The organism is Streptomyces fulvorobeus (genome assembly GCF_013167895.1).
Taxonomy (GTDB): domain Bacteria; phylum Actinomycetota; class Actinomycetes; order Streptomycetales; family Streptomycetaceae; genus Streptomyces; species Streptomyces fulvorobeus.
The window spans coordinates 5,354,581-5,380,840 of record NZ_BLWC01000001.1 but is presented as its reverse complement, the minus strand read 5'-3'; the positions used below and the strand labels follow the sequence as shown (position 1 = coordinate 5,380,840).

At 71.6% G+C, this 26,260-nt stretch carries 23 protein-coding genes and 3 pseudogenes; 12 read left to right on the top strand and 14 right to left on the bottom strand.

Annotated features, from left to right (window positions below):
- Positions 1-98: 98 nt before the first annotated feature.
- From Sfulv_RS24175 to bagB, 5 genes and pseudogenes are all read right to left on the bottom strand, one after another.
- Positions 99-1,100, bottom strand: a complete 1,002-nt coding sequence (locus tag Sfulv_RS24175) for a TIGR03842 family LLM class F420-dependent oxidoreductase (RefSeq protein WP_173316613.1) — start codon at positions 1,098-1,100, stop codon at positions 99-101.
- Between the two features lie 189 nt (positions 1,101-1,289).
- Positions 1,290-2,396, bottom strand: coding sequence for a LuxR family transcriptional regulator BagY/FevT (gene bagY, locus Sfulv_RS24170; RefSeq protein ID WP_173316612.1), 1,107 nt, complete (start codon positions 2,394-2,396; stop codon positions 1,290-1,292).
- 142 nt (positions 2,397-2,538) lie between these two features.
- Complete coding sequence (locus tag Sfulv_RS24165; RefSeq protein ID WP_173316611.1) at positions 2,539-2,874, bottom strand: SAV_915 family protein; 336 nt, start codon at positions 2,872-2,874, stop codon at positions 2,539-2,541.
- A 4-nt stretch (positions 2,875-2,878) separates the two neighbouring features.
- Positions 2,879-3,984, bottom strand: a pseudogene (gene bagC, locus Sfulv_RS24160) (bagremycin/ferroverdin biosynthesis 3,4-AHBA synthase BagC/FevH).
- Between the two features lie 20 nt (positions 3,985-4,004).
- On the bottom strand, positions 4,005-4,778 hold the full coding sequence (gene bagB, locus Sfulv_RS24155) for a bagremycin/ferroverdin biosynthesis DhnA-type aldolase BagB/FevI (RefSeq protein ID WP_173316610.1): 774 nt from the start codon (positions 4,776-4,778) through the stop codon (positions 4,005-4,007).
- 167 nt (positions 4,779-4,945) lie between these two features.
- On the opposite strand from bagB, the gene bagA reads away from it, so the two are divergent.
- The 8 genes and pseudogenes from bagA (at position 4,946) to Sfulv_RS24120 (ending at position 11,990) form a co-directional block, all read left to right on the top strand.
- Positions 4,946-6,535, top strand: a complete 1,590-nt coding sequence (gene bagA / locus Sfulv_RS24150; RefSeq protein WP_173318174.1) for a bagremycin/ferroverdin biosynthesis tyrosine ammonia-lyase BagA/FevW — start codon at positions 4,946-4,948, stop codon at positions 6,533-6,535.
- On the top strand, positions 6,532-7,851 hold the full coding sequence (gene bagE / locus Sfulv_RS24145; protein WP_256669082.1) for a bagremycin/ferroverdin synthetase BagE/FevW: 1,320 nt from the start codon (positions 6,532-6,534) through the stop codon (positions 7,849-7,851). Before bagA ends, bagE begins: the two co-directional genes overlap by 4 nt.
- Positions 7,852-7,941: 90 nt before the next feature.
- Positions 7,942-8,487 (top strand): annotated as a pseudogene (locus Sfulv_RS31580) (FAD-binding protein); the annotation flags it as partial.
- A gap of 716 nt (positions 8,488-9,203) precedes the next feature.
- Complete coding sequence (locus Sfulv_RS31575; protein WP_371874728.1) at positions 9,204-9,389, top strand: BBE domain-containing protein; 186 nt, start codon at positions 9,204-9,206, stop codon at positions 9,387-9,389.
- A gap of 132 nt (positions 9,390-9,521) precedes the next feature.
- Positions 9,522-9,884, top strand: coding sequence for a bagremycin/ferroverdin biosynthesis copper chaperon BagZ/FevE (gene bagZ / locus Sfulv_RS24135; RefSeq protein ID WP_173316608.1), 363 nt, complete (start codon positions 9,522-9,524; stop codon positions 9,882-9,884).
- A gap of 31 nt (positions 9,885-9,915) precedes the next feature.
- A complete protein-coding gene (gene bagH, locus Sfulv_RS24130) occupies positions 9,916-10,839 on the top strand; it encodes a bagremycin/ferroverdin biosynthesis o-aminophenol oxidase BagH/FevF (protein WP_173316607.1) in 924 nt (307 codons plus the stop codon).
- A 162-nt stretch (positions 10,840-11,001) separates the two neighbouring features.
- Positions 11,002-11,256: a winged helix-turn-helix domain-containing protein gene (locus tag Sfulv_RS24125; RefSeq protein WP_173316606.1), complete on the top strand. Its 255-nt coding sequence runs from the start codon at positions 11,002-11,004 to the stop codon at positions 11,254-11,256.
- Complete coding sequence (locus Sfulv_RS24120) at positions 11,253-11,990, top strand: AfsR/SARP family transcriptional regulator (RefSeq protein WP_173316605.1); 738 nt, start codon at positions 11,253-11,255, stop codon at positions 11,988-11,990. The genes Sfulv_RS24125 and Sfulv_RS24120 overlap by 4 nt, the downstream gene beginning before the upstream one ends.
- Before the next feature lie 127 nt (positions 11,991-12,117).
- On the opposite strand, the gene bagJ is transcribed toward Sfulv_RS24120, so the two are convergent.
- The 3 genes from bagJ to bagL all read right to left on the bottom strand — a co-directional run bounded on the left by bagJ (position 12,118) and on the right by bagL (position 15,487).
- A complete protein-coding gene (bagJ, locus tag Sfulv_RS24115; RefSeq protein ID WP_173316604.1) occupies positions 12,118-13,476 on the bottom strand; it encodes a bagremycin/ferroverdin transporter BagJ/FevB in 1,359 nt (452 codons plus the stop codon).
- 54 nt (positions 13,477-13,530) lie between these two features.
- The gene (bagK, locus tag Sfulv_RS24110) at positions 13,531-14,895 is read right to left on the bottom strand and encodes a bagremycin/ferroverdin biosynthesis FAD-dependent oxygenase BagK/FevA1 (RefSeq protein ID WP_173316603.1); all 1,365 of its coding nucleotides are present in this window, start codon (positions 14,893-14,895) and stop codon (positions 13,531-13,533) included.
- A gap of 94 nt (positions 14,896-14,989) precedes the next feature.
- A complete protein-coding gene (gene bagL, locus Sfulv_RS24105; protein WP_173316602.1) occupies positions 14,990-15,487 on the bottom strand; it encodes a MarR family transcriptional regulator BagL/FevM in 498 nt (165 codons plus the stop codon).
- 59 nt (positions 15,488-15,546) lie between these two features.
- On the opposite strand from bagL, the pseudogene Sfulv_RS24100 reads away from it, so the two are divergent.
- From Sfulv_RS24100 to Sfulv_RS24090, 3 genes and pseudogenes are all read left to right on the top strand, one after another.
- A pseudogene (locus Sfulv_RS24100) lies at positions 15,547-16,256 on the top strand (non-oxidative hydroxyarylic acid decarboxylases subunit B).
- Positions 16,189-17,670, top strand: coding sequence for a bagremycin/ferroverdin biosynthesis UbiD family decarboxylase BagN/FevL (gene bagN / locus Sfulv_RS24095; protein ID WP_218900453.1), 1,482 nt, complete (start codon positions 16,189-16,191; stop codon positions 17,668-17,670). Before Sfulv_RS24100 ends, bagN begins: the two are co-directional and overlap by 68 nt.
- Before the next feature lie 174 nt (positions 17,671-17,844).
- Entirely contained in the window at positions 17,845-18,930 is a 1,086-nt protein-coding gene (locus Sfulv_RS24090) for a prephenate dehydrogenase (RefSeq protein WP_173316601.1), read from the top strand.
- Between the two features lie 60 nt (positions 18,931-18,990).
- Here Sfulv_RS24090 and hydA read toward each other — a convergent pair whose 3' ends face one another.
- The 6 genes from hydA to Sfulv_RS24060 all read right to left on the bottom strand — a co-directional run bounded on the left by hydA (position 18,991) and on the right by Sfulv_RS24060 (position 25,435).
- Positions 18,991-20,391, bottom strand: a complete 1,401-nt coding sequence (gene hydA, locus Sfulv_RS24085) for a dihydropyrimidinase (RefSeq protein ID WP_173316600.1) — start codon at positions 20,389-20,391, stop codon at positions 18,991-18,993.
- A gap of 242 nt (positions 20,392-20,633) precedes the next feature.
- Positions 20,634-21,917 (bottom strand): aspartate aminotransferase family protein, encoded by a 1,284-nt coding sequence (locus Sfulv_RS24080; RefSeq protein WP_173316599.1) that lies wholly within the window; start codon positions 21,915-21,917, stop codon positions 20,634-20,636.
- The gene (locus Sfulv_RS24075; protein ID WP_173316598.1) at positions 21,914-22,756 is read right to left on the bottom strand and encodes a nitrilase-related carbon-nitrogen hydrolase; all 843 of its coding nucleotides are present in this window, start codon (positions 22,754-22,756) and stop codon (positions 21,914-21,916) included. Before Sfulv_RS24075 ends, Sfulv_RS24080 begins: the two co-directional genes overlap by 4 nt.
- Positions 22,757-23,154: 398 nt before the next feature.
- Positions 23,155-24,516: a hypothetical protein gene (locus tag Sfulv_RS24070; protein WP_173316597.1), complete on the bottom strand. Its 1,362-nt coding sequence runs from the start codon at positions 24,514-24,516 to the stop codon at positions 23,155-23,157.
- A gap of 136 nt (positions 24,517-24,652) precedes the next feature.
- A complete protein-coding gene (locus Sfulv_RS24065; protein ID WP_173316596.1) occupies positions 24,653-25,033 on the bottom strand; it encodes a PPOX class F420-dependent oxidoreductase in 381 nt (126 codons plus the stop codon).
- A gap of 81 nt (positions 25,034-25,114) precedes the next feature.
- Positions 25,115-25,435, bottom strand: a complete 321-nt coding sequence (locus tag Sfulv_RS24060) for a helix-turn-helix domain-containing protein (protein WP_246353218.1) — start codon at positions 25,433-25,435, stop codon at positions 25,115-25,117.
- Between the two features lie 41 nt (positions 25,436-25,476).
- On the opposite strand from Sfulv_RS24060, the gene map reads away from it, so the two are divergent.
- Positions 25,477-26,244: a type I methionyl aminopeptidase gene (gene map, locus Sfulv_RS24055; RefSeq protein ID WP_173316595.1), complete on the top strand. Its 768-nt coding sequence runs from the start codon at positions 25,477-25,479 to the stop codon at positions 26,242-26,244.
- Positions 26,245-26,260 lie beyond the last annotated feature (16 nt).

Genomic DNA, 26,260 nt, shown 5'->3' with positions numbered 1-26,260 from the left:
GGCACGACAGCGCGGGACTCCTCGGCCGGCGCGGCCGGCGCCTTCTCCGGTTCTCCGGCCGGGAGGGCTCCCTGCTCCCCTCCGGGGCGGTGCGCGGCTCAGTCGGAGAGCGCGGGGATGACGACGGAGCCGTAGGCGTCGATGGTCGCCTCGCGCGCGTCGTGCATGTCGTAGAGGGCGAACTGGTCGACGCCCAGGTCACGCAGGACCCGCAGCTTCTCGATGTGCGCCTCGGCCGGGCCGAGCAGGCAGAACCGGTCGACGATCTCGTCGGGGACGAACGCGGTGTCCGGGTTGCCCGTGCGGCCGTGGTGGCTGTAGTCGTAGCCGGTCCGCCCCGCGATGTACGCGGTGAGCGCCCCGGGCACCAGATCCGAGTGCTCGCCGTAGCGCGCGACGAGGTCGGCGACGTGGTTGCCGACCATGCCGCCGAACCAGCGGCACTGGTCGCGCGCGTGGTCGAGGTCGTCGCTCACGTAGGCGGGGGCGGCCACGCAGACGGTGACGTCGTCCGGGTTCCGGCCGGCCTCGGACGCCGCCCGGCGTACGGCCTTGACCATCCACTCGGTGAGGTACGGATCGGCGAGCTGGAGGATGAAGCCGTCGGCCTTCTGTCCGGCCAGGGCGAGCGCCTTCGGACCGTACGCGCCCATCCAGACCGGCAGCCGGCCGCCCTTGATCCACGGGATGCGCACGGGCTGCCCGTCGACGGTCGCCTCGCGCCCCTCGGCGAGGTCGCGGATGACGTCGATCGACTCGCCGAGGCGGGCCAGGGTGGTGGGCCCGCGGCCCGCGACCCGCATCGCCGAGTCACCCCGTCCGATACCGCACACCGTCCGGTTGCCGTACATCTCGTTGAGGGTGGCGAAGGTGGAGGCGGTGACCTCCCAGGCACGGGTGGACGGGTTGGTGACCATCGGGCCGACGATCAGCCGCTCGGTGTGCTCCAGGATGCGGCTGTGGATGACGAACGGCTCCTGCCAGAGCACCGTGGAGTCGAAGGTCCAGCCGTAGCGGAACCCGTTGCGTTCCGCGCGGCGCATCAGGCCGACGACGGCCGATGCGGGCGGATCGGTCTGGAGGACGAGGCCGAAGTCCATGACGGGTGCTCCTAGTCCGGTGACCTCTGCGGGCGCTGCCCCCGAGTGACGTACTCCGGCAGATCCTTCCATACCGGGCCGCGCCGGACCGCGCACGGCGGCGCCTCCCGCGCGAGTCGAGGAGGACAATCGTGGACCGCTTCCGCGGCGTTGGGAACCCCTCTGCCGGGCTCCGGTCCGGTGCGGTGCCTACGGCCTTCGGCCGGTGGACCCGGCGGGGAGCGGCTCGTAGTACTCGGTGAACAGGTTGCCGACCAGCTCACCACGGCTGGACACGCCGAGCTTCTCGAAGATCGCCTTGATGTGGTCGCGCACCGTGTGCGGCGAGAGGTGGAGTTCCTCGGAGATCCCGGTGGTGGAGAGGCCGCGCGCCACGCACTGCGTGACCTCCAGCTCCCGTTCGGACAGTTCGTACGCCTGCACGATGAGCGCGGTGACGTCGGAGATCGGAGCACGTTCGATGATGACCGCGGAGACGCCGGGCCGGCCGTCGGCGTCCCGCAGGCAGGACGCGTGGCAGACCAGCCAGCGGCCCGTCAGGCTGCGCATCCTGATCCGCGCGGTGTCGCCGCCGCCGCTCTCCGCGATGGCCCGGGCCCGCATCGCGGTGCCGTGCACCCACAGCGGTATGCGGATGCCGAGGGCGGTGAGCGAGGTGGGGCCCGCGGGCATCTCCTCCAGATACCGCCGCGCGTCGTCGTTGGCCGAGATGAGGGCGCCCCCGGTGTCGAAGAGGAGGAGTCCGGGACCCGTCAGACCGCCGAGGGACGGCTCGGGGCGGTGTTTGGCGTACGACCTGAGCCGGCGCGCGATCGGCGTGCCCAGCTCCTCGATGAACCTGCGCTCCACCCCGGTGAAGGCGGCCCTCCCCTTCTCGCGGAACAGGCTGACGTAACCGTGCGGCCTGCCGTCCACCCGCAGGACCGCCCGCAGCTCGTCGTGCACTCCGCGCGGCGCCAGGAAGCCCCGGTAGAGCGCGCTGCGTTCCGGCTCGCCGCCCGTGCTCTCCCAGAGGCTCGCCACCGGCACCGGCGCCAGCGCCAGGTCGCGGAAGAGGTTGATCTTCTCCGTGAACAGTTCGTACTGCCAGTAGACGGCGCAGCTGTGGTCCTCGATGTTCTCCGCGAGGATCGGAGACGTGATCATCCCGGTGTCCGGGTCCGTGGCCCGCCAGACAGCGGCGTCGTAGGGAACCACCCTGCGCAACTGCGTGGCGAGCGTGCTGAACATCGTCTGCGGACTGTCGGCACGGCCGGCCCGTGAGATGAGTTCGTCGCGGCCGATCACAGTGGACATGCTCCGGCACTCCGTTCCGGGGTCGCCTGGGTGGAGGACGGGAAGGGCCGTGTCCGCTCCCAACCACGTATCACCGTACGCCTCTTGGGGGTTTCCGACCCAGGGGAACCGCCGCCGGCCGGCCGTGGACACGGCCGGCCGGTCACCACACCTCGTCCGGCAGCCACTGCGCGTGCCGCCGCACTCCGGCCGGCACGGGCCCGTCGTGGCGGAGGTCCACCGCCGGCATCTGCGGTCCGACGTAGAGCGGGTCGATCCGGACGTCCTTTGTCCCCATCGGCCGGAGCAGCGCCAGGAGCGCGGGCCGGGACAGGCGGATCCACCGCTGGGCGGGGCCCAGCGCCGCGTGGAGCCTCTCCTCGCGGGTGAAGGCGAGGCCGACCCGCTCCTGCCCGGGGCCCGGCCGGGCCGTCCGGATGGCGGCGACCTCACCGCCGAGGGAGCCGACCCGAACCGGGACGAACAGGAGCGCGTCCACTACGTCACGTCTCGAGGCAGAACTCGTCGAGCGGGTAGCCGACATGCCGGTCCTCCGTCGGCAGGAAGCCGAGGACCTTGTCGCCGGGCTTGAGCTCGGTGCTGTTGAGCACCGCGCCGCCCGGGCCGAGCACCCGTACGTGCCAGTCGTCCTGGAGGATGAGGTTGACCTCACGGCCGTCCGGGGAGACCGCGTTCACCGAGATCAGCGGCCTGGTCTCGATCTTGACCCGGCCGACGGTGACGAGCCGGGTGCGGCCCTCGACGTCGGAGGCCACGATCTTGCTGCCCGCCTTCAGCTCGCTGAGGTAGTTGGTGCGGCCGTCCTTGGACAGGGTGTACGAGTGGATGGCACCGGCGTTCACCCGGAACGGGCGCGTCGGCATGTACGGCAGCGGATGGGTCTCGCTGACGCACAGGATCATGCCCTTGGAGTGCGACCCCACCAGGATGCCCTCGTCCTTGCGGAAGTAGGTGCAGGTGTCGACGCAGGCCCGCTCGCCCATGCCGACGTGCTCGGTGCTGACGACCTCCAGCTCGACCAGGGCGAGGTCGGGGGTGTCGGCGTTCACCACGCTCTTCAGGGCCGTCGCGTCGCCGACCTTGCGCGGCGCCATCATGACCCCGTCCGAGCCGAGTTCGAGCACACCGAAGATGATCTCGGCCTCCTCGACGTCGGCCGCCACCGTGATCAGGCTGCCGCTGGAGGCGGCGGACGCCGCGATGACGATCTCCAGCGGGATCTTGGTGGGGTCTCGGAACTGGAGCAGGCTCCACCGCTCGGTGCGCGCCGACTGGCAGGCGTCCTCCAGTGTCTGCGCGTCCAGGATCTCCACGAACCGGCCGAACTCCACATCCGGGTGTTCGAGCGCCAGCTCGGCGGGGGTGACGTGGTGGAACGCCGGGTCGACGATGACCACGGTGGCCTCGCCGAAGTCCTCCGGAAGGGCCTTGCCGCGGGGGAAGAGCACCTTGGTGACGGTCGGGGGAGACCGGCGAGGCCGGCCGGATCAGCGGCGACGATGCCGTCGAGCCGCTGGTGCAGCGCCTCCTGGACTATGGCGTTCTTGGCCTCGGTGAGGTCCCGGATGTCCAGCCAACTGAGCTTCATTGCGTACGGCTCCTAAGAGGTCACTCACTGTGGATGAGGTCGGCCAGTTTCGCGGCCATGACGCCGGGGTCGGGCGCCTCGAAGACGTTGCGGCCCATGGCCACACCCGCGACGCCCGCGCTCAGCGCTTCGCCGACGTGGGCCAGGACCCGTCCCTCGTCGTCGTTGCGCGGGCCGCCGACGGTGATGACCGGGATGGGCGCGCAGGCGGTGATCTCCTTCATCGCCGCGACCGAGCCGGCGTACGGGGCCTTCACCAGGTCGGCACCGAGATCGGCCGCCAGGGACACCGCGTGCGCCACCAGCGCCGGGTCGTGCGGATCGCTGATCCTGGGGCCGCGGGGATACATCATGGCCAGCAGCGGGACGTTCCACCGGTCGCAGGCGTCGGCGACCGCGGCCAGATCGGAGATCTGCCGCTGCTCGCCGTCCGACCCCAGGTTGACGTGCACGCTCACCGCGTCCGCCCCCAGCCGCAGGCTCTCCTCGACCCCGGCCACGAGGTACTTGGCGTCCGGATCGGGGGCGTGCACGGTGCTGGCACTCAGGTGGACGATGAGCGCGGTACTGGTGAACCAGGCGGGGTCGACGTGCCGGAGGCTGCCCTTGTGCAGGACGATCGCGTCCACCTTGTTGGTGGCCAACTGGCCCACGAGCGCGTCGAGTCCCGCGCCGCCGGTGATCGGCCCCTGGCTCACCGAATGGTCCAGCGGCACGATCAGCAGCCGTTCGGAATCGTTTCGGTAGAGGCGCCGCAGGCGGAGCTGCCTGCCGAACGCGCCGTTGGAGATCATGGGGTTTCCTCTTTCTCCGTGCCGGTCTTGAATCAACCCTGAAGAGCGCGGGTATCTTCGGGATCTCGTCCGGATATCACGCACCCCGCGTCCGGATATCGACGGGAAACATCAGTGGTCGAGACTCGTGGGAAACCGGGTGAGAGAGGTGTCCACAAGTGACGACCATGAAGATTGACGGGCGCGGGCTGACCATCGGCCAGGCCGTGGCCGCCGCGTGCCGTGAGGGTTCGGAATTCTCGGTCTCCGACGACGCGTTGCAGGCGATGAACGCGTCCCGGAACCTGAAGCTGGAAATCCTCAGGACCGGAAAGCCCATTTACGGGGTGACGACCGGTTTCGGTGACAGCGTCAACCGGCAGATCTCGCCGGAGAAGACCGCGCGGCTACAGACCGAACTGATCCGCTACCACCTCAACGGCACCGGCCCGCTCGCCTCCGACGAGGTCGTGCGGGCGACCCTGCTGATCCGCGCCAACTGCCTGGCCCGGGGCAACTCCGGGGTCAGCATCCCCGTCGTGGAGCGGCTCCTCGACTTCATCAGGCACGACATCCTGCCGGTCATCCCCGAGCGCGGCTCGGTCGGCGCCAGCGGGGACCTGGTCCCGCTCTGCTACCTCGCCTACGCGCTCACGGGCGAGGGCAAGGTGCGCCACCGCGGGGAGACCCGCCAGGCCGCGGACGTCTTCGCCGAGCTGGGGCTCGAACCCGTGATGCTGGAGGCCAAGGACGGGCTCGCCCTGATCAACGGCACCTCCTTCAGCTCCGCCTTCGCCGTCCTGAACACCGAGGCGGCGGCCGAGCTCGCCGAGGTGGCCGACATCTGCACCGCGCTGGCCAGTGAGGGCATGCTCGGCAACCGGGGCCACTACGCGCCGTTCATCCACGACGAGAAGCCGCACGACGGCCAGCGCGCAAGCGCCGCACTCATCCACGACCTGCTGGAGGGTTCCGCCCTCGCGATGACGTACGACCAGGTCGTCGGTCTCAACGACCCGCTGGACGGCCGGCACTACCAGAAGCTCACCCGCAGCATCCAGGACCGCTACTCGCTGCGCTGCGCCCCGCACGTCACCGGGGTGCTGCGGGACATGCTCGACTGGGTCCGCACATGGATGACGGTGGAGATCAACTCCTCCAGCGACAATCCGCTCTTCGACCCGTCCACGGGTGCCGTGTACAGCGGTGGCAACTTCTACGGCGGCCATGTCGTCACCGCGATGGACGGGCTGAAGACGGCCGTCGCCGGGATCGCCGACCTGCTCGACCGTCAGCTCGCGCTCCTGGTGGACGAGAAGTTCAACAACGGCCTCACCCCGAACCTGATCGCCCGGGTGGACGACGACGACACCGAGGCCGGGCTCCAGCACGGTTTCAAGGGGATGCAGATCGCGTGCTCCGCGCTCACCGCCGAGGCGCTCAAGCAGGCGGGCCCCGCCAGCACGTTCTCCCGTTCCACGGAGGCGCACAACCAGGACAAGGTCAGCATGGCTCCGATCGCGGCCCGTGACGCCCGTACCGTCATCGAGCTGGCCCGTGAGGTCGCGGCCATCCACCTCCTCGCCGCCTGCCAGGCCGTCGAGCTGCGCGGTGTCGAGGAGATGAGCCCCCGCACCAAGGCCGTGCACGCGCGCATCCGCAAGGAGGTCTCCTTCGCCGCCAAGGACCGGCAGATGGACTGCGACATCACCGCGGTCGTCGAGATGATCTCCTCAGGCGCGATCACCGAGGCGGCGCGCGCCGGAGCCGCCCTGTGACCGTCTCCCTGACCACCGGACCGGCCGGCTCCGTCGGCGGGCTGCCGGCCATCGGCGACTGGACGACGTTCGACGAACTGCGGGCGCACCAGCGGGAGCGGATCGCCCCCGCGCTCCACCACGCCCGCCGCTCACCCTTCTACGAAGGGCGCCTGGAGGCCGGCCAGGCGCTGTCCGCGATCGGTCTCACCGGGAAGTCGGACCTGCGCGACAGCTACCCCTTCGGCATGCTCGCCGTGCCCAGGGAGCGCCTGTCCACGTACCACGAGTCCAGCGGCAGTACCGGAAACCCCACCCCCGCCTACTTCACCGAGGCGGAGTGGACCGATCTGGCCGACCGGTTCGTCCGCAAGACCGTGCCCATCGGTCCCGGGGACACCATGCTCGTCCGTATCCCCTACGGGCTGGTGCTCGCCGGGCACATGGCCCACTGGGCCGCCATGCGCAGCGGCGCGACCGTCGTCCCCGGGGACTGCCGCTCGCTCGCCGTCCCCTACTCGCGGGTGGTGCGCCTCCTGCGCGACCTGGAGGTGACTCTGACCTGGTCGACTCCGAGCGAGAGCCTGCTGTGGGTCGCGGCGGCCAAGGCGGCCGGCTACCCCGCGGACTCCTTCGCGGCGCTGCGGGCGCTGTACGTGGCGGGCGAGCCGATCAGCAGCGCGCGGCGGCGCAGGATCGAGGAGATCTGGCGTGCCCCGGTCATCGAGGAGTACGGCTGCACCGAGGTCGGCCCGCTGGCCAGTGACTGCCCGCACGGCCGGATGCACTTCTGGGCCGACCGCATCCTGCCGGAGATCTACGACCCGAAGACCGGTGAGATCACCGCCGACGGCACCGGGCAGCTGGTCATCACCCCGCTGTACCGCGAGGCGATGCCGCTGCTGCGCTACAACCTCGAAGACCTGGTGGACCTGCGGTACGAGGACTGCCCGTGCGGCTGGAAGCTGCCGACCGTACGGGTACTCGGCCGGCTCGGCCAGGGCTACACGGTCGGCGGGCTGCGGCTCGGACAGATCCAGGTGGAGGAGCTCGTGTTCCGGCTTCCGGCGGCGTACGGCGTGCTGTTCTGGCGGGCCAGGGCCGAACGGGACCGGCTGGTCGTCGAGATCGAGGTGCCCGGTGCGGACGGCGGGGAGGCCGCCGCGCTGCTCAAGGCGTCCGTCGAGGCGGAGCTGGAGGTGCGCTGCGCGGTGAGCGCGGTGCCCGAAGGCACGCTGGTGCCCAAGTCGTTGCTGGCGCAGCGGCTGGACGCCATGAAGCCGCGGAAGCTGTTCGGGCCCGGGGAGGACTGGGAGCAGGCCATCGTCCGGGGATGAGGCAGGGGCATGTGGTGAGCCCGGAGCATCCCGGATGCTCCGGGCTCACCGCGTCGTCCCGCCGGCCGTGACATCCGCCTCAAACGGGGGATGGTCCCCGGCCCTCCGCGTTGGCAGATTCCTCGCATCCCGACAGACGGACGGGTTCCGGGAGGACTGAGGATGACTACAGGCAAGAGCGTCGCGCGGTCGGCGGCGGCAGAGCTCTCCGAACGGCTCCGGGGGCGGGTCCTGCGTGCCAGGGACGTCGACTTCGCCCGGGAACTCGAGGGCTTCAACTCGATCACCGAGCACGACCCGGACCTGATCGCGCTCGTGAGCGGAGCGGCGGACGTGCGCGAGGCCGTCTCCTTCGCCGCGGCCCGGCACCTGCCGGTCTCGGTCCAGGCCACCGGCCACGGCCCCTCCCTCCCGGCCTCCGGCGGGCTGCTGATCAGTACCCGCAGGCTGCGGGGTGTGAGCATCGACCCCGTCGCGAGGACCGCGAGGGTCGAGGGCGGTACCCAGTGGTTCGAGGTGATCCAGGCGGCCGCGAAGCACGGTCTCGCCCCGCTCAGCGGCTCCTCCCCGCTCACCGGGGTGGTCGGATACACCATCGGCGGCGGGCTCGGCCTGATGGCGCGCAGATACGGCTACGCCGCGGACCTGGTCACCGCCGTCGAGATCGTCACCGCCGACGGGCGGTCGCACCGCGCCACCGCGGACCAGGACACCGACCTCTTCTGGGCCGTGCGCGGCGGGAAGGGCAACTTCGGAGTGGTCACCGCCATCGAGTTCCGGCTGGTGCCGGTGTCACGGCTCTACGGGGGCGGGCTGTTCTTCGCGGGCGAGGCGTCCGCGGAGGTGGTGCACGCCTGGCGTGAGTGGACCGCGACCGTGCCGGAGGAGCTGACGTCCTCGCTCGCTCTGCTGCGGATGCCGGACATCGAGGCGATCCCGCCCTTCCTGCGCGGCCGGCTGACGGTGCACGTCCGGATCGCGCACCTGGGCTCCGCCGATGACGGGGAGCGGCTGGTGGCGCCGCTGCGCACCGCGGGCCCGCTGGTCGTCGACACCCTGGCCGACATGCCGTACAGCCGGTCCGGGGAGATCCACCAGGACCCGACCGAGCCGATTCCGTACAACGAGCGGTCGATGATGCTCCGCGTGCTGGACGAGGCGGCGGTGGACGCGCTGCTCCAGCTGGCCGGGCCGGGGGCCGACTGCATCGATCTGACCGTGGAGCTGCGGCAGTTGGGCGGCGCGGCCGGCCGGGCGCCCGAGGTGCCCAACGCCGTCGGCCACCGGGACGCCGCGTTCGCGCTCTCGACCCTCTCGCTCCCCGACGACCGCCCCCGCTGGTGGTGGACGGCATGGCGGCGTGGGGCACGGGACTCCGCTACCTCAACTTCCTGGCCAGCCCCGACACCGCGCACCTCACCGAGAGCGGCTACGAGCCGGCCACCTTCGCCCGGCTGGCCGGGATCAAGGCCGTGGCCGACCCGGACAACCTCTTCCGCTTCAACCACAACATCCCGCCACGGCCGCCGCGCGGCTGAGTCCCCGCCCGGAGTGGAGCGGCGTCGGTCAGCCATGCCTCCACCCGGGCAATATCCCGCCGATACGCCCCGCTGGAAAGCTGGCCGGGGAGATTAACCGTTCAGTCATCGGTTGTCAATCAAAGGACGCAAATGAGACGACGTAATGTGATAAAGGGCATAGCGGGCACCGCTGTCGCGGCGGTGCCGGTCACCGTCATCCACGCGGGCCAGAGCTGGGTCGCCGCGCACGACGCGGCCCGGGACCAGGCGGCCGACGAGCCCCAGGACCTCTACACCGAGACGTACAAGGGCCGCACGATCACGGTCTCCAGGGCCGCCGGAACGGTGCGCATAGACGACAGGCCGCTGCACCTCATGAAGCTGGGCGAGGACGCCTATCTCAGCGCGATGTGCCACTACCGGATCGAGCCCACGCCGCTGGCCGCCGGGCGCCAGGCCGTCGACGAGCTGCGCGGGGCGAACCTCCTGCCCTCCGGCACCCACCACGCCTGATCCGCCCGTGACCCGAGAGAGAAGACACCCCATGGCGCACGTCCGGAAGAACCACCTCGACATGACCGCCGCCGAGAAGAGACGCTTCATCCGCGCGCTGCGCAGGGTGAAGGAGATCGGTGTCTACGACGAGCTGGTCCGGATACACATCCAGATCAACTCCGGCGACTACCTGGACAAGGACGGGGGTGTGGGCAAGCGCTGGGGCCACATGAGCCCGGGCCTGTTCCCGTGGCACCGCCAGTACCTCCTGGTCCTGGAGAAGGCGCTCCAGCGCGTCGACCCCACCGTCACGATCCCCTACTGGGACTGGACCAAGGACCAGAGCCTGGACTCGCCGCTGTGGGCCGACACCTTCATGGGCGGCAACGGCCGGCCCGGTGACCGGAAGGTCATGACCGGCCCCTTCGCCCGCTGCAACGGGTGGAAGCTCAACGTCAGCGTCGTTCCGGTCGGCGACGAGCACCCGGCGTTCAACGGCAACTACACCGCGGACGACCGGGACTACCTCGTACGCGACATCGGCACCGTGAACCCCGCCCTGCCGACGGTCAAGGAGCTGGCGGACACCCTCGCGCTGACGGCCTACGACACCCCGCCCTACAACTACACATCCGGCTACGGGAGCGAGACGCAGTCCCTGCGTAACCACCTGGAGGGGTACGCGAAGTTCCCCTGGGAGGAGAACCTGGGCAAACTGCACGGGGCGGGCCACACCTGGATGGGCGGCCACATGCTGTACATCGGGTCGCCGAACGACCCGATCTTCTTCATGCACCACTGCTTCATCGACAAGCTCTGGTCGATGTGGCAGAAGGCGCATCCGGACGTCCCGCACTACCTCCCGCTGACCGAGCACCCGGATGTCCCGTCGCTCCACACCGAACTGGCACCCTGGTATTCGATGTCACCCGCTGACCTGCTGGACCACACGAAGTTCTACGACTACGCGTAGGAACCGGCGGAACCAGAAGAGAAAGAGCTGCCGAGCAATCATTTCGTGACACCGGAGTAGTTGCCATCACCCTTTTCGGCATGGCGGATGGCAACTATACCGATGCACCCAGTGCATTCGTCACCGCGTTATTTCCGCACATCATCACCGGGGGGTAAAGATATGCGCCATGACTACGTTTTCCGAATACTCGGCCCGCTGCTCGTGACGGACGGCGACGAACAAATTGAAATCAGCGGCATAAGAAGACAGAAGTTACTGGTGGCGCTGCTGCTCCAGACGAACCAGGTGGTCACACTCGGGCGCCTGGTCGACGCGATCTGGGACGACGCACCGCCCGCCTCCGCCCACGGCCAGGTGCGCATCTGTGTCTCCGGCCTCCGCCGCCTGCTCCGGGGCGGGAACACGACAGCGTGATCGAGACGCACCCCTCCTGCTACCGGATCAGGGTGCGCGACGAGGACGCGCTGGACCTGTTCAAGTTCGAGAAGCTGGTCGCCCAGGGGCGGTCCATGGTCCGCGAGAACCGGCTTGAGCGCGCCGAGGGGCTGCTCAAGGCCGCGCTCTCGCTGTGGCACGGCCCGGTCGCGGCCGGGCTCGACAGCAGGGCGCTGGCCCCCCTCGTCGTCGGGCTCAACGAGGACCGGCTGACGGTGAAGGAGGAGTACTTCGACATCGCGCTGAAGCTGGGCCGCCATCAGCAGATCATCGGCGACCTGACCGGTTTCGTCGCCGAGAACCCGTTCCGCGAACGGGCCTGCGCCCAGCTGATGCTGGCGCTGTACCACTCGGGCCGCCAGGCCGACGCCCTGGAGACCTTCCGCACCGTCAGGACCCGGTTCTCCGAGGACCTCGGCATCGAACCGGCGCACGACCTGCACGTCCTGCACCAGTCGATCCTGGTCGGCCGGCTCTCCCCGGTGGCGACCCCCGCCGGCAACGTCCTCGCGCCCCCGCCGCCTCGCGTACCCGGCCGGCACGGCCGGCCGGCCGGTGTCGCGCTGCTCGCACGGACCTCGCAGAACTCCGCCACCCCCGACCCGCTGGAACAGCTGCGTCTGGAGAACGACCTGCTCCGCGTCGAACGCGACGAGCTGCGCAAGATCCTGTCGCTGTGGCTGAACTCGAACGAGAGAGTTCCGGGGGCCTGAGCCCTCGCGCGCACCGGAGCCGACGACGCGAGCCGGCCCCGAAGGAGCGTCAGTTGACGCACCTCCCCCCGGCTGTCCCACGGGACAGAGCCAGGGGTCGGCCGCGTCCACCGCCCGGCCGGGCGGCTCAGACCTCCTGCTGCGCCCGGGCGGGCGGGAGCAGCAGGGCGATCAGACCCGCGAACAGCGGGAGCACCGCGACGACGGCGAGCGCGCTGGTGAGGTCCATGTGCTCGGAGAGCGCTCCGGTGGCGGCGGAGCCGATGCCGCCACCGACGAAGAAGAGAAGGTTGAGCACACCCATGGCGCCCCCGCGCTGGGCGGGTTCCAGGCGGCTGGACAGCACCGCGGTGGTGAGCACCTGGGTGGCCGCGAACGTCGCCATGCCCATGGACGTGCCGATCAGCATGACGACGATGCCGCCCTCGACGAGACCGACGATCCCGAGGAACACCGCACAGGTCACGGCGGCCCCGGTCAGCAGCAGGCTGCCGCCCCGGCCGGCCGTGAGCTTGCTCGCCACCCGCGCGGACACCGCGCCCACGATCGCACCCGGCAGGAGCCAGGCACCGATCTCGAACACGTCCCAGCCGTACTTCACCGTGAGGATCTGGGGTACCGCGTACATCGCGGCGAACAGCCCGGCGTAGCCGCCGAGACCGACCAGGGCCGCGACCAGGAAGGTCCGGTCGCCGGCCAGCCGACGCGGTACGAACCCGTCGGGCCGCCTGCCGATGTGCAGGACGAGACCCGCCGCCGACAGCACGAGCAGCGCCACCAGTGCGATGACCAGCGGGGTGGCGAGGTCGAGCGAGGACGCCTGGATGAGCAGGAGCAGCGAGGTCGCGCCCGTACCCAGCAGGATTCCGCCGAGCAGGTCGACGGCCTTGCCGTAGCCGGGGCGGGTGGCGGCGAGGTCCAGGCAGAAGGGCACCACCAGCAGCGAGAGCGCCGGCAGCACGAGGGTGAGGCGCCAGTCGAGCCAGTCCGTCACCATCCCGCCCATGAGGGTGGCGGTGGAGGAGAAGAGCGCCATGGACGCCCCGAAGATGGCGAGGATCTTGGTGCGTTGCGCGGGTGCGGCCGCGGAGGCGAGGGTGAGCGCGCTGGAGGTCATGGCGCCGGAGCCCGCCGCCTGGACGAAGCGGCCCGCGATCAGCGTCCCGAAGTTGGGGGCGACGAGGATCAGGACCGCGCCGACCGCCAGGAACAGCGACCCCACCAGGAGGGTGTTGCGTACACCCCACTTCTCCGAGAGCCGCCCGAAGAACGCGGTGCCGACGCCGAGTGCCAGGGCGTGCGCCGTCAGCACCCAGCCGGCGACCGCCGGGCGTACCTCCATGGCCTGGGCGACATCGGGCAGGGCCACGCCCGCGGCCGTCACTCCGAAGATCACGGGGCCGAAGAGGGCTCCGAGTCTGAGCCCGGTCGAGCCCGCACCAGGTGCGGACTGCGGCGGGGCCTGCACCGCGGTGTTGGTCGTCATCGAGATGTTTCCCTTCCAGCTTCTGAGGTGCGCGGGATCGGCTTGACCGGGTGGTCAGAGGCTCTTCGCGCGCGGCGGAATGTTGTGGTTGAACCGGAAGAGGTTCTCCGGGTCGTACCGTGCCTTGATCTCGCCGAGCCGCGCGTAGGTGGCGGGGCGGTACCCCCGTTCGGCCAGCTGGGCCGTCCCGGGGCCGGCGAGGAAGTTGAGATAGCTGCGGCCCGTCCCCCAGGACGCCATGCCGTCCACGACCCGGTCCGGGCGGCCGCCGGGCAGTCCGAGCGTGGACAGGCAGAACGCGGCGTCCCGGTGGTCGACCGCGCTCTCCACCGCCGGCGGCCTGCTGAGCGCGCCGCCCATGTGCCGCAGTTCGACCACGAGGTCCGCGCAGTCGCTTCCGGGGCCCGCGAGGGCGAGCAGCTCATCGGCGGCGCTCTTGCCCAGCTCGCTGAGCATGGTGGAGCGTTCGTCGTAGGGGATCGGGAAGGCCGGGTCGTTGTGGATCTCGGCGAAGCGCGTGTAGGGCATCTCCGCGAGCGTGTCCACCAGCGGCGGCGCGATCGCCCGCAGCGGCCTGACCAGCCGGTCGCCCTCCTCCGCCGATCCCAGATGGGCGACGCGGACGTGCACCACGAGCCTGCCCCGCAGGAACTCCGGTATGGGCTCCATGTCCGGCATCCGCAGCAGCGCGAGCGAGGAGGCCATCTCCTGCGGTACGGACTCGGTCCAGACCCGCCAGGTGTGCAGGACGTCGGCGGCCGCATCCCCGGGGAAGAACAGCCCGCCGCCGTAGAAGCGGGGCACCGGCACGAGACCGAACTCGAGGGCGGTCACCACCCCGAAGTTGCCCTTGCCGCCGCGCAGCGCCCAGAAGAGGTCCGTGTTCTGCCGCGCGGTCGCGGTACGCGACCGTCCGTCGGGGGTGACGACGTCCACCGCGGTGACGTGGTCGGCGGCGAAGCCGTGCGTGCGCGACAGCAGCGCGAGCCCGCCGCCCAGGGTGTAGCCGACCACGCCCACCAGCGGCGAGGAGCCGTTGAGGGGGGCGAGGCCGTGGCCGGCGGCCGCTTCGACGACCTGGTGCCACTGCGTACCGGCCTCCGCCCGGGCGACCCTGGCGACGGGGTCGACCGTCACCTTGTCCATCCGGCGGGTGTTGATGAGCAGTCCGGCTCCTTCGGCGGCGCGCGAGGGACCGTGGCCGGTCGCCTGTACCGCCGTCGGCATGGCGTTCTCGGCCGCGAAGGTGACGGCCCTGCGCACCTCAGCGGCGTTCCGGACGCCGACGACGATCGCGGGCCGGTGCTGCACGATCGTGTTGAACCCCGCGACCTCGGCCGCGTATCCCTCGTCCTGCGGCCCCAGTGCCGGACCGGACACGCGGCCGGCGAGCTTCTGCACCGCTGCGGATCTGTACATGCGTCAGCCCTCCAAGGCGGACCCACTCGGGTCGCTGATCACACTCGCAGCGACGGCCTCCCGGGCCCATCCCTCTATTGAGGGGAGCTGTACGTCAGTGGCCCGGACCCTCCGGTTCCGGCAGGCCGGGCCCGGACCCGCCGGGGTCGGGCCGCACCGGCATGTCGCCGAGGACGCGGAGCATCTCGACCAGGTCCCTCATCCGCTCCTCCCCCAGCAGGCCCTCCACCCGCGCGTGCAGCCGGCCGGCCTCCTCCACGGCCGCCGTCAGGTGCCGCCGTCCGGTTTCGGTGAGGGCGACGATGCGGCGCCTCCGGTTCGCCGGGTCCATCTCCTTGGTCACCAGGCCGCGCGCCTCCAGGCGGTCGAGGAGCACCGTGAGCGTGGAGCGGTCGACCGCGGCCAGGGCTCCCAGCGCCGACTGGTCCAGGCTGCCGTGGTCGTCCAGGGCGAGCAGCACGGCGAACTGAGGGCTGGTCAGGTCGGGAAGGCGCTGCTGCCACAGCGCGGTCCACGCCTGCCCGGCCCGGCGCAGCTGATGCGGCAGCGCCTCTTCCAGTCGCGGTCGTGGACGGGGGGTTGTGTTCGTCATGCGGGCCAGTATATTCAGTACCAAGATATTCCGTACACGGAAGGTTACGGTGGGGCGCGATGCGGCTGATCGTGGGAATGACCGGAGCCACCGGCGCGGTGCTGGGCGTCCGCCTGCTCACCGAACTGCGCGAGAACCCGCGGGTGCAGACGCACCTGGTGCTCAGCCGCTGGGCGCGCGCCACGGTGGAGCTGGAGACCGGCATGAGCGCGCGTGACGTGGCCGAGCTGGCCGACGTCACCTACTCCCCGAGGACCAGGGGGCCGCCATCTCCTCCGGCTCCTTCCCGGCCGACGGCATGGTGATCATTCCGTGCAGCGTGAAGACCCTGGCCGGCATCCGGACGGGGTACGCCGAAGGGCTGATCGCCCGCGCCGCCGACGTCACGCTCAAGGAGCGGCGGCGGATGGTCCTGGTGGTGCGGGAGACGCCGCTCAGCGAGATCCATCTGGAGAACATGCTCGCGCTGGCCAGGATGGGCGCCTCGATCGTGCCGCCGATGCCCGCCTTCTACAACCGGCCCGGCTCGGTGGACGACATCGTCGGCCACATCGTCACCCGGGTTCTCGACCAGTTCGGCATCGGGACCGCCGGGGCCCGGCGCTGGGAGGGCTTCCCCGGCCCACGGGCGCCCGCTCCGGTTCCGCGACCGCCACCTCCCCGGTACGTATCAACGGCACGCAGCAGAGGAGCGCACGCTCATGACCCACCCCGTGACCCGGCTCAAGGACCTCCGCGAATACATCGACGCGCTGGACGCCCTCGGTGATGTGCGGCGCGTCGAGCGGACGGTGAGTGCCGACCTGGAGGCCGCCGCGATCAGCCGCCTCTCCTGCGAGCGGCGTTCGCCCGCCCCGCTGTTCGAGAGCGTGGCCGGCGTGGCGCCCGGCTTCCGGCTCTTCGGCGCGCCCGCCTCGCTCAGCGCCGCTGCCGGCAAGCCGCTGGCCCGGGTCGCCCTGTCGGTCGGGATGCCCGCCGGGACCACCGCCGCCGAGCTGGTCGACCACCTGGCGCGCACCCGGCACGCGGCCCCCGTACCGCCCCGGCTGGTCGCCCGCGAGGACGCGCCCTGCAAGCAGAACGTGCTGCTGGGCGACGACGCGACCCTCGACCGCTTCCCGGTGCCCCGGATCCACGAGTTCGACGGCGGGCGCTATCCCAACACCTGGGGGATCATCGTCGCCAGGACCCCGGACGGCCGGTGGACCAACTGGTCCATCGCCCGCGTCATGCAGATCGACGGCAAGCACATGACCGGCCTGGTCATACCGGCGCAGCACATCGGCATGATCTGGCAGGAGTGGGTGGCCCTCGGCGAGCCCATGCCGTACGCGCTGGTGCAGGGCGGGGACCCGGCGGTCCCCTTCGTCGGGGGCATCCCCCTGCCGCCCGGGGCCGACGAGGCCGGTTACATCGGGGCGCTGTACGGCGAACCGCTCGACGTCGTGCGGTGCGAGACCCTCGACCTGGAGGTTCCGGCCGGGGCGGAGATCGTCATCGAGGGACACCTCTCCGTCGGCCGCGACGCGCGGGAGGGGCCGTTCGGCGAGTTCGCCGGCTACGCCTCCGACGAGACGTCGATGCAGCCGGTGTACACGGTGGAGGCCATCACCCACCGGGACGCCCCGATCTGGCCGCTGGTGGCCGAGGGCCGGCCGGTGGACGAGTTCCACACGGTCACCGGTGTCGGCCAGGCGGCGGAGGTACTGGCCGAGCTGCGCACCGCCGGCCTGCCGGTCACCACCGCCTGGTCCCCGCTGCGCGCCGCAGCGCACTGGATGGTGGTCACCGTCCCGCAGAACTGGCGGGAACTGCTGCCCGGTGTCGACTCCGCCGAGCTCACCCACCGGATCGGCGCGGTGCTCTCCGAATCGCACTCGGGCCGCGCGACGGCGGCCACCTTCGTCCTGGACGACGACATCGACCCGGCCGACGACACCGACCTGCTGTGGGCGCTGGCCACCAGAATCCACCCGCTGGACCGCGCGGAGGCGTGGTACGGCTTCGTGCACCCCCTGCTGAACTGCTACACCCACAAGGAGCGTGCCGCCCGGTCGGGGCCCATCGTCTTCCACGACGGGCTCCTGCCCGCGCCGGGTGACGGCCGCCTCCCCCACAGCTCCTTCGCCCAGGCGTACCCCGAGCGGATCCGCCACCGGGTGCTCGACCACTGGGACGACTGACGCGCATACCGTCAGGGCCACCCGTGGGCATCACGGACCGGCCGAAGACACCGGGGCCGGCGGGCCCCGCCGATCCTGGACGGAGCACGTGAACACTGAGCAGCAGCCCGAGGGGCACGACCGCACCCTCCCCCGCCCCGGAGCCGCTCCGGGGCGGGGCAAGGAGGTGGACAGGTGCGAAGCGCCCTCGTCATAGGAACCGGCCTGATCGGCACCTCGGCCGCACTGACCCTCGCCGGACGCGGCGTCAGCGTGCACCTGGCCGACCACGACCCGGACAGGGCCCGGACGGCGGCCGCCCTCGGCGCCGGCAGTGACGAACCGCCTCCCGGCCGCGTCGACCTCGCGCTCGTCGCCGTACCGCCCGCGCACACCGCCGCCGTGCTCGCCGGAGCGATGCGGGCGGGCCTCGCGCGCGGCTACGTCGACGTCGCCAGCGTCAAGAGCGGCCCCCGGCGCGAGCTGGAGGAGCTGGGTATCGGGCTGGACGCGTACCTCGGTACGCATCCGATGGCGGGCAAGGAGAGTTCGGGCCCGCTGGCGGCGACCGCCGATCTCTTCGAGGGCCGCCCCTGGGTGCTCACCCCGACGCCGGACACGGGCACCGAGGTCCTGAACCTCGCACTCGAACTGGTCGCGCTCTGCCGTGCCGTCCCGGTGGTCATGGACGCCGCCGCCCATGACCGGGCCGTGGCTCTCGTCTCGCACACCCCCCAGCTCATCTCCTCGATGGTCGCCGCGCGGCTGGAAGCGGCGGACGAGACGGTCGTACGGCTCTGCGGGCAGGGCATCCGCGACGTCACCCGGATCGCCGCTTCCGACCCCCGGATGTGGATCGAGATCCTGTCGGCCAACGCCGGGCCGGTCGCCGACGTACTCGCGGGTGTGGCCGCGGACCTCGACGAGACCATCGGCTCGCTGCACGCCCTCCACTCCGCCGACGAGGCCAAGCGGCGGGGCGGCGCCGCGGGCATCGCGGACGTCCTGCGCCGGGGCAACACCGGCCGGACCCGGGTACCCGGCAAGCACGGCGAGGCCCCGGCCGCGTACGAGACCGTGGCGGTCCTCATCAGCGACCAGCCGGGCGAACTGGCACGGATCTTCGCGGACGCCGGACGTGAGGGGATCAACATCGAGGACGTGCGGATCGAGCACGCGACCGGGCAGCAGGCGGGTCTGGTGCAGCTCATGGTGGGACCCGCCGCGGCCACCGCCCTGAGTACCGCGCTCAGCGAGCGCGGCTGGTCGATACGCAGGTGAGGACGGCTGGTGCCGGGCCGGGGAAGGAGCCCGCACCGCCCCTCGGCCCGGCGCCGCCCGTCAGCGCGTGAACTGGCAGGTTCCCCGCGGCAGGTACGCTCCGTGCCCGGCGCGGCCCACGTAGGTGTGCCGGTCGATCACCGGGACACCGCGGGACAGCACCGTCTCCACCCTGCCGGTCAGGTGCTTGCCCTCGTAGGCCGAGTAGTCGACGTTCATGTGGTGGGTCCGCGCGGAGATGACCTGCTCGGCGTGCGGGTCGTAGACGACGATGTCGGCGTCGGCCCCCGGGGCGATCGTCCCCTTCTTCGGGTACAGGCCGAACATCCGGGCCGGTGCCGCGCACGCGATGTCGATCCAGCGACGACGGCTGATGTGCCCCTCGACGACCGCCTGGTGCAGCAGGTCCATGCGGTTCTCGACGCCCGGCAACCCGTTGGGGATCTTCGAGAAGTCGCCCCGGCCCAGCTCCTTCTGACCGGAGAAGCAGAACGGGCAGTGGTCGGTGGAGACGACCTGGAGCTCGTCGTTCCTGAGGCCGCGCCAGAGCGCTTCCTGGTGCTCCCGGGGCCGCAGCGGCGTCGAGCAGACGTACTTGGCGCCCTCGAACCCCGGCTCGGCGAGGTTGTCGGTGGAGAGGAAGAGGTACTGCGGACACGTCTCGCCGAAGACCGGAAGTCCCTTGTGGCGGGCGGCGGCGATCTCCGCCACCGCCTCGTCCGCGGAGACGTGGACGACGTACAGCGGCGCCCCGGCGACCCGGGCGAGCTGGACGGCGCGGTGCGTGGCCTCGGCCTCCAGCGCCACCTTGCGTACGTCTCCGTGGTAGCGCGGGTCGGTGCGGCCCGCGGCCAGCGCCTGTTCGACCAGGACGTCGATCGCGATGCCGTTCTCGGCGTGCATCATGATCAGGCCGCCGTTGCCCCCGGCCCGCTGCATGGCGCGCAGGATCTGGCCGTCATCGCTGTAGAAGACGCCGGGGTAGGCCATGAACAGTTTGAACGAGGTGACGCCCTCGGACACCAGGAGGTCCATCTCCTTGAGGGAGGACTCGTTCACGTCGGCGAGGATCATGTGGAAGGCGTAGTCGACGGCGCAGTTGCCGTCGGCCTTCGCGTACCAGGCGTCGAGGCCGCCGCGCAGGCTGCCGCCCACGCTCTGGACGGCGAAGTCGATGATGGTGGTGGTGCCGCCCCAGGCGGCGGCCCGGGTGCCGGTCTCGAAGGTGTCTGCGGCGGAGGTGCCGCCGAACGGCATCTCCATGTGCGTGTGGGCGTCGACGCCGCCCGGGATGACGTACTTCCCGGTGGCGTCGATGCTCCGGTCCGCGGTCCAGCTGCCGGCGGCAGCGGTCCCGTGGGCGGCGAGGGCGGCGACGCGCCCGCCCTCGACGAGCACGTCGGCGTGGATCTCGTCGGACGCGGTGATGACGAGGCCGCCGTGGATGACGGTGCGGCTCATGTACCCCTCCTCGCGGTGCGGAATGGGTCCACGCACGTGGGTCCTGGTGCGTGGTGAAGAACGTAGAAGTGGCCTGCCCACTGTGGCAATACCCCCACTGCCGCCCGGCCAGGACGTTCCCGTTTCCCGTACGGCGCACCCCTCCGGCCCAACAGGGCTTCGGCCGCGCGTCCCGGGCGCGGCCGGTCGCACTCCGGGGAACGGCCGGGCCCGGCTCTCGCGGCCGGGCCCGGACGCCCGGCCTACTCCGCGGCGCGCAGGGCCTCGGCGAGGATCGCCGCGCCCTGCTCCGCCTCGGCGACGGTGAGGGAGAGCGGCGGGGCGATCCGCAGGACGCTGGTGCTGTGCCCCCCGCCCTTGCCGAGGAGCAGCCCGCGCTCGCGGGCCGCTTCGAGGACCGCGGCCGCCGCCTCCGGATGCGCCTCGTCGGTGCCCGGCTTCACCAGCTCGACGCCGATCATGAGGCCGCGGCCCCGCACCTCGCGTACGCACGCCGAGCCCGCGCCGACCGCCCGCAGCCGCTCGATGAGCAGCCCGCCGACGCGTCGCGCGTTGCCGGGGAGGTCGTGCTCCAGGAGGTACGAGAGGTTGGCGAGCCCGGCCGCCATGGTGACCGGGGAGCCGCCGAACGTCGAGATGGAGTTGGCGTCCAGGCAGTTCATGACCTCGGCGCGGGCGACGACACCGCCGATCGACATGCCGTTGCCGATGCCCTTGGCGAAGGTCAGGATGTCCGGCGGCCCGTGCTCGCCGTGTGCCTGCCAGCCCCAGAAGTGGTCACCGGTCCGCCCCCAGCCGGTCTGCACCTCGTCCGAGATCCACAGGATGCCGTGCCGGTCGAGGACCTGGCGGAACGCCGCGTACAGCCCGTCGGGCGGCGAGGTGAAGCCGCCGACGCCCTGGATGGGTTCGGCGATCAGCGCGGCGGCCCCGCGGGTGTGACCGAGCAGGTCCTCCAGATCGGCGACGCACGCCTTGACGAACCGTTCGTCGCTCAGCTCCGCGTACGGCCCCCGGGTGCGGACGCCCCCGTGGACGTACAGGGTCTGGAGCGGCGAGAGGCTCGTGGGCGACCAGGAGCGGTTGCCGGTGACGGACACGGTCGAGAACGACCGGCCGTGGTAGCTGTTGCGCATCGCGAGGATCTGGTTGGACCCGCGGTACGTCGTCGCCAGGAGCAGCGCGGTGTCGTTGGCCTCGGTGCCCGACGTGGTGAAGAAGACCCGGGCGTCGGGGATGCCGGAGAGCGTGGCGACGCGCTCGGCGAGCTCCACCATGGGGCGGTTGAGGTAGAGCGTCGAGGAGTGGATGATCCGCCCGGCCTGCTCGGCGACCGCCTTCGTCACCTCGGGCAGGGCGTGGGCGGTCATCGTGGTGAGGATGCCGCCGAAGAAGTCGAGGTAGCGGTTGCCGTCCGCGTCCCAGACGTGCCGGCCCTCGCCGTGGGTGAGTTCCAGGGGCCGCCGGTAGTAGAGCGCCAGCCAGTCGGGGCTGACGGCGAGATGACGCTCGTGCAGTCCGCTCACGGCTCGACCAGCCCTTCGTACGCGTCCGGGCGGCGGTCCCGGAAGAACGCCCACTGCTGCCGGACCTCCTCGATCAGTCCGAAGTCGAGTTCACGCACGACGAGTTCCTCCTGTTTGTCGCTGGCGGGCTCACCGACGAACTGGCCGCGCGGATCGACGAAGTAGCTCGTGCCGTAGAAGTCGTTGTCGCCGTACTCCTCCTGGCCGACGCGGTTGATCGCGGCGATGAAGTACGCGTTGGCGACGGCGGACGCGGGCTGTTCCAGCTGCCAGAGGTGAGCGGAGAGTCCGCGCGAGGTGGCGGAGGGGTTGTAGACCAGCTGGGCGCCGTTCAGGCCCAGTTGGCGCCAGCCCTCCGGGAAGTGGCGGTCGTAGCAGATGTAGACGCCTACCTTGCCGACTGCGGTGTCGAACACCGGCCAGCCCGCGTTCCCCGGCTTGAAGTAGTACTTCTCCCAGAAGCCCTTGACCTGCGGGATGTGGTGCTTGCGGTACTTGCCGAGGTATGTGCCGTCGGCGTCGATCACGGCGGCGGTGTTGTAGTAGAAGCCGGACTGCTCGACCTCGAAGACCGGCACGACGACCACCATGCCGGTCTCGCGGGCCAGCTCCCGCATCCTGCTGACGGTGGGCCCGTCCGGCACGGCCTCGGCCCAGCGGTAGTGCTCGGGTTCCTGCACCTGGCAGAAGTAGGGGGCGTTGAACACCTCCTGGAACCCGATGATCCCCGCCCCCTGCCGGGCGGCCTCACGCGCGTGTTCCTCGTGTTTGGCGATCATGGATTCGGTGTCGTCTGTCCAGGTCGCCTGGACGAGTGCGGCGCGTACGACGTGGGACATGAGCTGCTCCTTCGACGCGGCGTCAGAGAGCCTCTACGTGGTTTCTACGCCCGTAGACACAGTGCGTACGGGAGAACGTAGGCCCCGCCCCAAAGCGGGGCAAGACCATCACCGCGAACCGGCGGAGTCGATCATGTTTCGTACCCGAGCGGTCCACAGTCCCCCCTCACCTGCCTTCGAGCGCACTCCACCTCGTAGCCTCCGGTACTCCGACGACCGAAGGGAACCCCCGTGCGGTACGCACTGTCCGGCGGGACCGGCCCGCGCGTGAGGGAACTCGCGTACGCGGGGGCCGGCGGCGACGTCGTCGACACGGCCGGCGTCTCCGACTGATCGCCCTGGCGTGCACCCAGGCGCGCACTATGGCCGAACTGCGCGGCTGGACGGCGTTCGCCGGCTCACGGTGTACGGCGGCCCCCGCTCCACTCCCCGGCGATGCCGGCCACCCGCAGGGCGTGGACGAGGTCCCACTCCCGTGCCGCCGACACCTCGCGGGCGGCGGCCAGCAGGTGGGGGACGAGGCGGTGCGGATCGTGTTCGGCGATCCTCGCCACGTCCTGCGGGGTCCGTACGCGGACGAAGGCGTCCAGCAGGGTCCGCGACTGAGGGGCCAGGCCCGCCCGGTCCAGGGCGGCCACGGCGTCCGCGACCTCGCCCGCCGGGCGGGCCGCGCACTGCCGCAGCAGGTGGGCGCAGTCCTCGGCCCGCCCGGCGGCTGCCAGGGCGCCCGCCGCCGCCGCCAGTCCGGCGGGCGGCAGCGTGGACACCTCCCACAGCAGGGTGGCCCAGTCGGCGGAGAGTCCCGACCCGTGCAGGGCGAGCGCGAGCACAGGCAGGTGGTCGGCGGACCAGGCCGCCGCCTCGCAGAGGACGACGTGAGCCTCGCCGCTGCGGCCCTCCGCGCGCAGCCCGACGAGCCGCTGGACGGCCTCGTCGGCCGCTCGCCGGACGGCGGGGGTCGGCACGGCTGCGGGCGGCGGTGCGACGGCCGGGCCGGGGTTCCGGGCAGCGGCGCCCCGGAAGCGCGCGCCACGCGGGCCCGTCGCGGTGCTCGGCGGTACGGGGAGCACGGGCGCCGCCGAGGGGGCGGCGGGCTCGGACCCGTCGTCGGTGTCGAGGCCGGCGAACCGGGCACCGCGCGGCTTCCTCCGCTGTGCGGCGGGGGCGGGTGCCGGCCGCGGGGCGGGCGGCGCCCGGTGCTCCGCGCCGGCTTCGGCGGTCCGCCCCGGCGCCTCGCCGTCCCGCTCCGCCCGGCGGGACCAGCCCTCGGGCGCTGAGGCCGCCGAGAGCCGTGAGCGCAGTTCCGTACAACGGGCCGCTGCCCGCTCCTGGTCGTCGCGCGCCCAGGCGAGCGCCTGCGCACGCGCCTCCGGGGTGGGCCCCGCGTCCGACAAGGCCGTACGCAGGCGCTGTTCGGCCTGGGCCTGCTCCCTGAGCATCAGTTCCAGCCGCTGGGCGAGGGCCCTGCGGCCACCCGGCCTCCGGTCGTGGGCGGTGGCCGACGCCGAGTACAGCGCGGCGGCCCGCACCGACTCGTGCTCCGCGAACGCCGTGCCGCGCGCCACGGCCAGGTCCTGGAGCAGCGACTCCACCACGTCCCAGGGCGGCACCTCGGCCCCTTCGAAGCAGGCGCGCACGCCCTCCGGATCGCGCCGGGAGAAGACGCCGTACCAGCCCCGTCCGGGGTCGAGCAGGGCCGTCAGCTCCCGCAGGTAGTGCGCGAACGTGACTACTTCCACCGCAACTTGATGCACCGTCATCGTCGTCCTCGCCGGCCGTCGACTGGAACCTTCCAGTCCGCGGGTATTGGACCGCAGGCGTGTTACGGGACGGCTACGCGGGTTTTTCCGGCGAGCTGCGGAGCTCGGCGCCCGGGCCGCCGGGCGCCGGGCCGGCTCAGAACGTGATCGCGATGCCCGTGTGAGGGCGCTTGCCGAGCCGTGCGACCGTCGCGGGCCAGTCGAGCAGCCAGTACTTCCAGGTGTACTTCCGGCCGATGACCTTGCGGACCCCGCGGGTGCCGGCCTCGTCCAGCAGCCTCCCGGTCCCCTCGGCGGTCGGAGCGCCCTCGGCGATGCGGCCCCGCAGGTCGCACACCGTGACGGTGACGCGGCTGTCGTTGCGCAGCCGCTTGACCTTCCACGAGTCGGAGCGGGTCCAGACGTACAGCACGTCACCGTCGGCCGCGGCCCATACGGGCGTGGCGACGGGTGTGCCGTCCTTCCGGTACGTGGTCAGGCTGACGTACTCACTGCGCGCGAAGTCCTGAAGAGTCACGGGCGCGACCCTACGCGCCCCCGCCGCCACCGCTGTCGGCGGTGCGGGCGGGGACGCCCTGGCGCGCCGGGCGGGGAGCGGTCAGGCGGTGAGCGGGAGTGGTACGGGTGACTCTTCCCCGTCCCGTGGTCCGAGCCGCGCGGGCGGGCCGCTGCCGGGCTCGTACGCGCAGGCGGCGAGCAGATCGTCCATCGAGAGGCCGAGCGCGCCCGCGAGGGCGGCGACCGTGAAGAAGGCGGGCGTGGGGGCCCGTCCCGTCTCGATCTTGCGGAGGGTCTCGGCGGAGATTCCGGCGCTCGCGGCGACCGCGTTCATGCTGCGGTCCTGGCGCGCCTCACGCAGCAGCCGGCCGAGCCGTTGGCCGCGAGCGCGTTCTTCCGGGGTGAGCGGGGTTCGTACCATGCCGTCATTCTAATACCGCCACAACCGGTATAGTAATTGGCATGGTGCAACTCAAGACAGACACATCGATCGCCGCGATGCGCGAGACCGGCCGGGTCGTCGCGCGGCTGCTCACCTCCGCACGGGAAGCCGCGGCCGTCGGCGTCTCGCCGCGCGACCTCGACGAGGTGGCCCGCGAGGTCCTGCGGGAGGCGGGGGCCGGATCACCGTTCCTCGACTACCAGCCGCACTTCGCGCCCACGCCCTTCCCCGCGGTGATCTGCGTATCGGTGAACGACGCGATCGTGCACGGAATCCCGACGACCGAGCGGCTCCGGGACGGCGATCTGGTGAGCATCGACGCGGGCGCGACGCTGAACGGCTGGGCGGGCGACTCCGCCATCAGCTTCGTCGTCGGCCAGGCCCGCCCCGAGGACACCCGGCTGGTGGACACGGCGTTCGCCGCACTCGACGCGGGCATCGCGGCGGCGGTCGTCGGCAACCGGATCGGGGACATCGCACACGCGATCGGCACGGTGTGCCGGGGAGCGGGGTACGGCATCCCCGAGGGCTTCGGCGGCCACGGCATCGGCCGGTCGATGCACGAGGACCCGGGCGTCCCGAACGAGGGGCGCCCAGGCCGCGGAATGCCGCTGCGGCACGGAATGGTGCTGGCGATCGAACCGATGCTGACCGGCGGCGGAGTCGACGACTTCTACGCGGACCGGGACGGCTGGACCCTCCGTACGAGTGACGGCAGCCGGGCTGCCCACGCCGAGCACACGGTCGCGATCACCGACGAGGGGCCCCGTATCCTCACCGCGCTCTGAAGTCTCCTCCCCGCCG

What these genes read in the sequence shown, in the direction of transcription:
- Sfulv_RS24070 (WP_173316597.1), bottom strand. Translation starts at nt 24,516, where the DNA reads ATGACGGTGCATCAAGTTGCGGTGGAAGTAGTCACGTTCGCGCACTAC.
- Sfulv_RS24060 (WP_246353218.1), bottom strand. Translation starts at nt 25,435, where the DNA reads ATGGTACGAACCCCGCTCACCCCGGAAGAACGCGCTCGCGGCCAACGG.
- bagZ (WP_173316608.1), top strand. Translation starts at nt 9,522, where the DNA reads ATGAGACGACGTAATGTGATAAAGGGCATAGCGGGCACCGCTGTCGCG.
- bagY (WP_173316612.1), bottom strand. Translation starts at nt 2,396, where the DNA reads ATGTCCACTGTGATCGGCCGCGACGAACTCATCTCACGGGCCGGCCGT.
- bagN (WP_218900453.1), top strand. Translation starts at nt 16,189, where the DNA reads ATGACCCACCCCGTGACCCGGCTCAAGGACCTCCGCGAATACATCGAC.
- bagJ (WP_173316604.1), bottom strand. Translation starts at nt 13,476, where the DNA reads ATGACGACCAACACCGCGGTGCAGGCCCCGCCGCAGTCCGCACCTGGT.
- Sfulv_RS24075 (WP_173316598.1), bottom strand. Translation starts at nt 22,756, where the DNA reads ATGTCCCACGTCGTACGCGCCGCACTCGTCCAGGCGACCTGGACAGAC.
- bagK (WP_173316603.1), bottom strand. Translation starts at nt 14,895, where the DNA reads ATGTACAGATCCGCAGCGGTGCAGAAGCTCGCCGGCCGCGTGTCCGGT.
- Sfulv_RS31575 (WP_371874728.1), top strand. Translation starts at nt 9,204, where the DNA reads ATGGCGGCGTGGGGCACGGGACTCCGCTACCTCAACTTCCTGGCCAGC.
- map (WP_173316595.1), top strand. Translation starts at nt 25,477, where the DNA reads ATGGTGCAACTCAAGACAGACACATCGATCGCCGCGATGCGCGAGACC.
- bagA (WP_173318174.1), top strand. Translation starts at nt 4,946, where the DNA reads ATGAAGATTGACGGGCGCGGGCTGACCATCGGCCAGGCCGTGGCCGCC.
- Sfulv_RS24175 (WP_173316613.1), bottom strand. Translation starts at nt 1,100, where the DNA reads ATGGACTTCGGCCTCGTCCTCCAGACCGATCCGCCCGCATCGGCCGTC.
- bagB (WP_173316610.1), bottom strand. Translation starts at nt 4,778, where the DNA reads ATGATCTCCAACGGCGCGTTCGGCAGGCAGCTCCGCCTGCGGCGCCTC.
- Sfulv_RS24125 (WP_173316606.1), top strand. Translation starts at nt 11,002, where the DNA reads ATGCGCCATGACTACGTTTTCCGAATACTCGGCCCGCTGCTCGTGACG.
- bagL (WP_173316602.1), bottom strand. Translation starts at nt 15,487, where the DNA reads ATGACGAACACAACCCCCCGTCCACGACCGCGACTGGAAGAGGCGCTG.
- hydA (WP_173316600.1), bottom strand. Translation starts at nt 20,391, where the DNA reads ATGAGCCGCACCGTCATCCACGGCGGCCTCGTCATCACCGCGTCCGAC.
- bagH (WP_173316607.1), top strand. Translation starts at nt 9,916, where the DNA reads ATGGCGCACGTCCGGAAGAACCACCTCGACATGACCGCCGCCGAGAAG.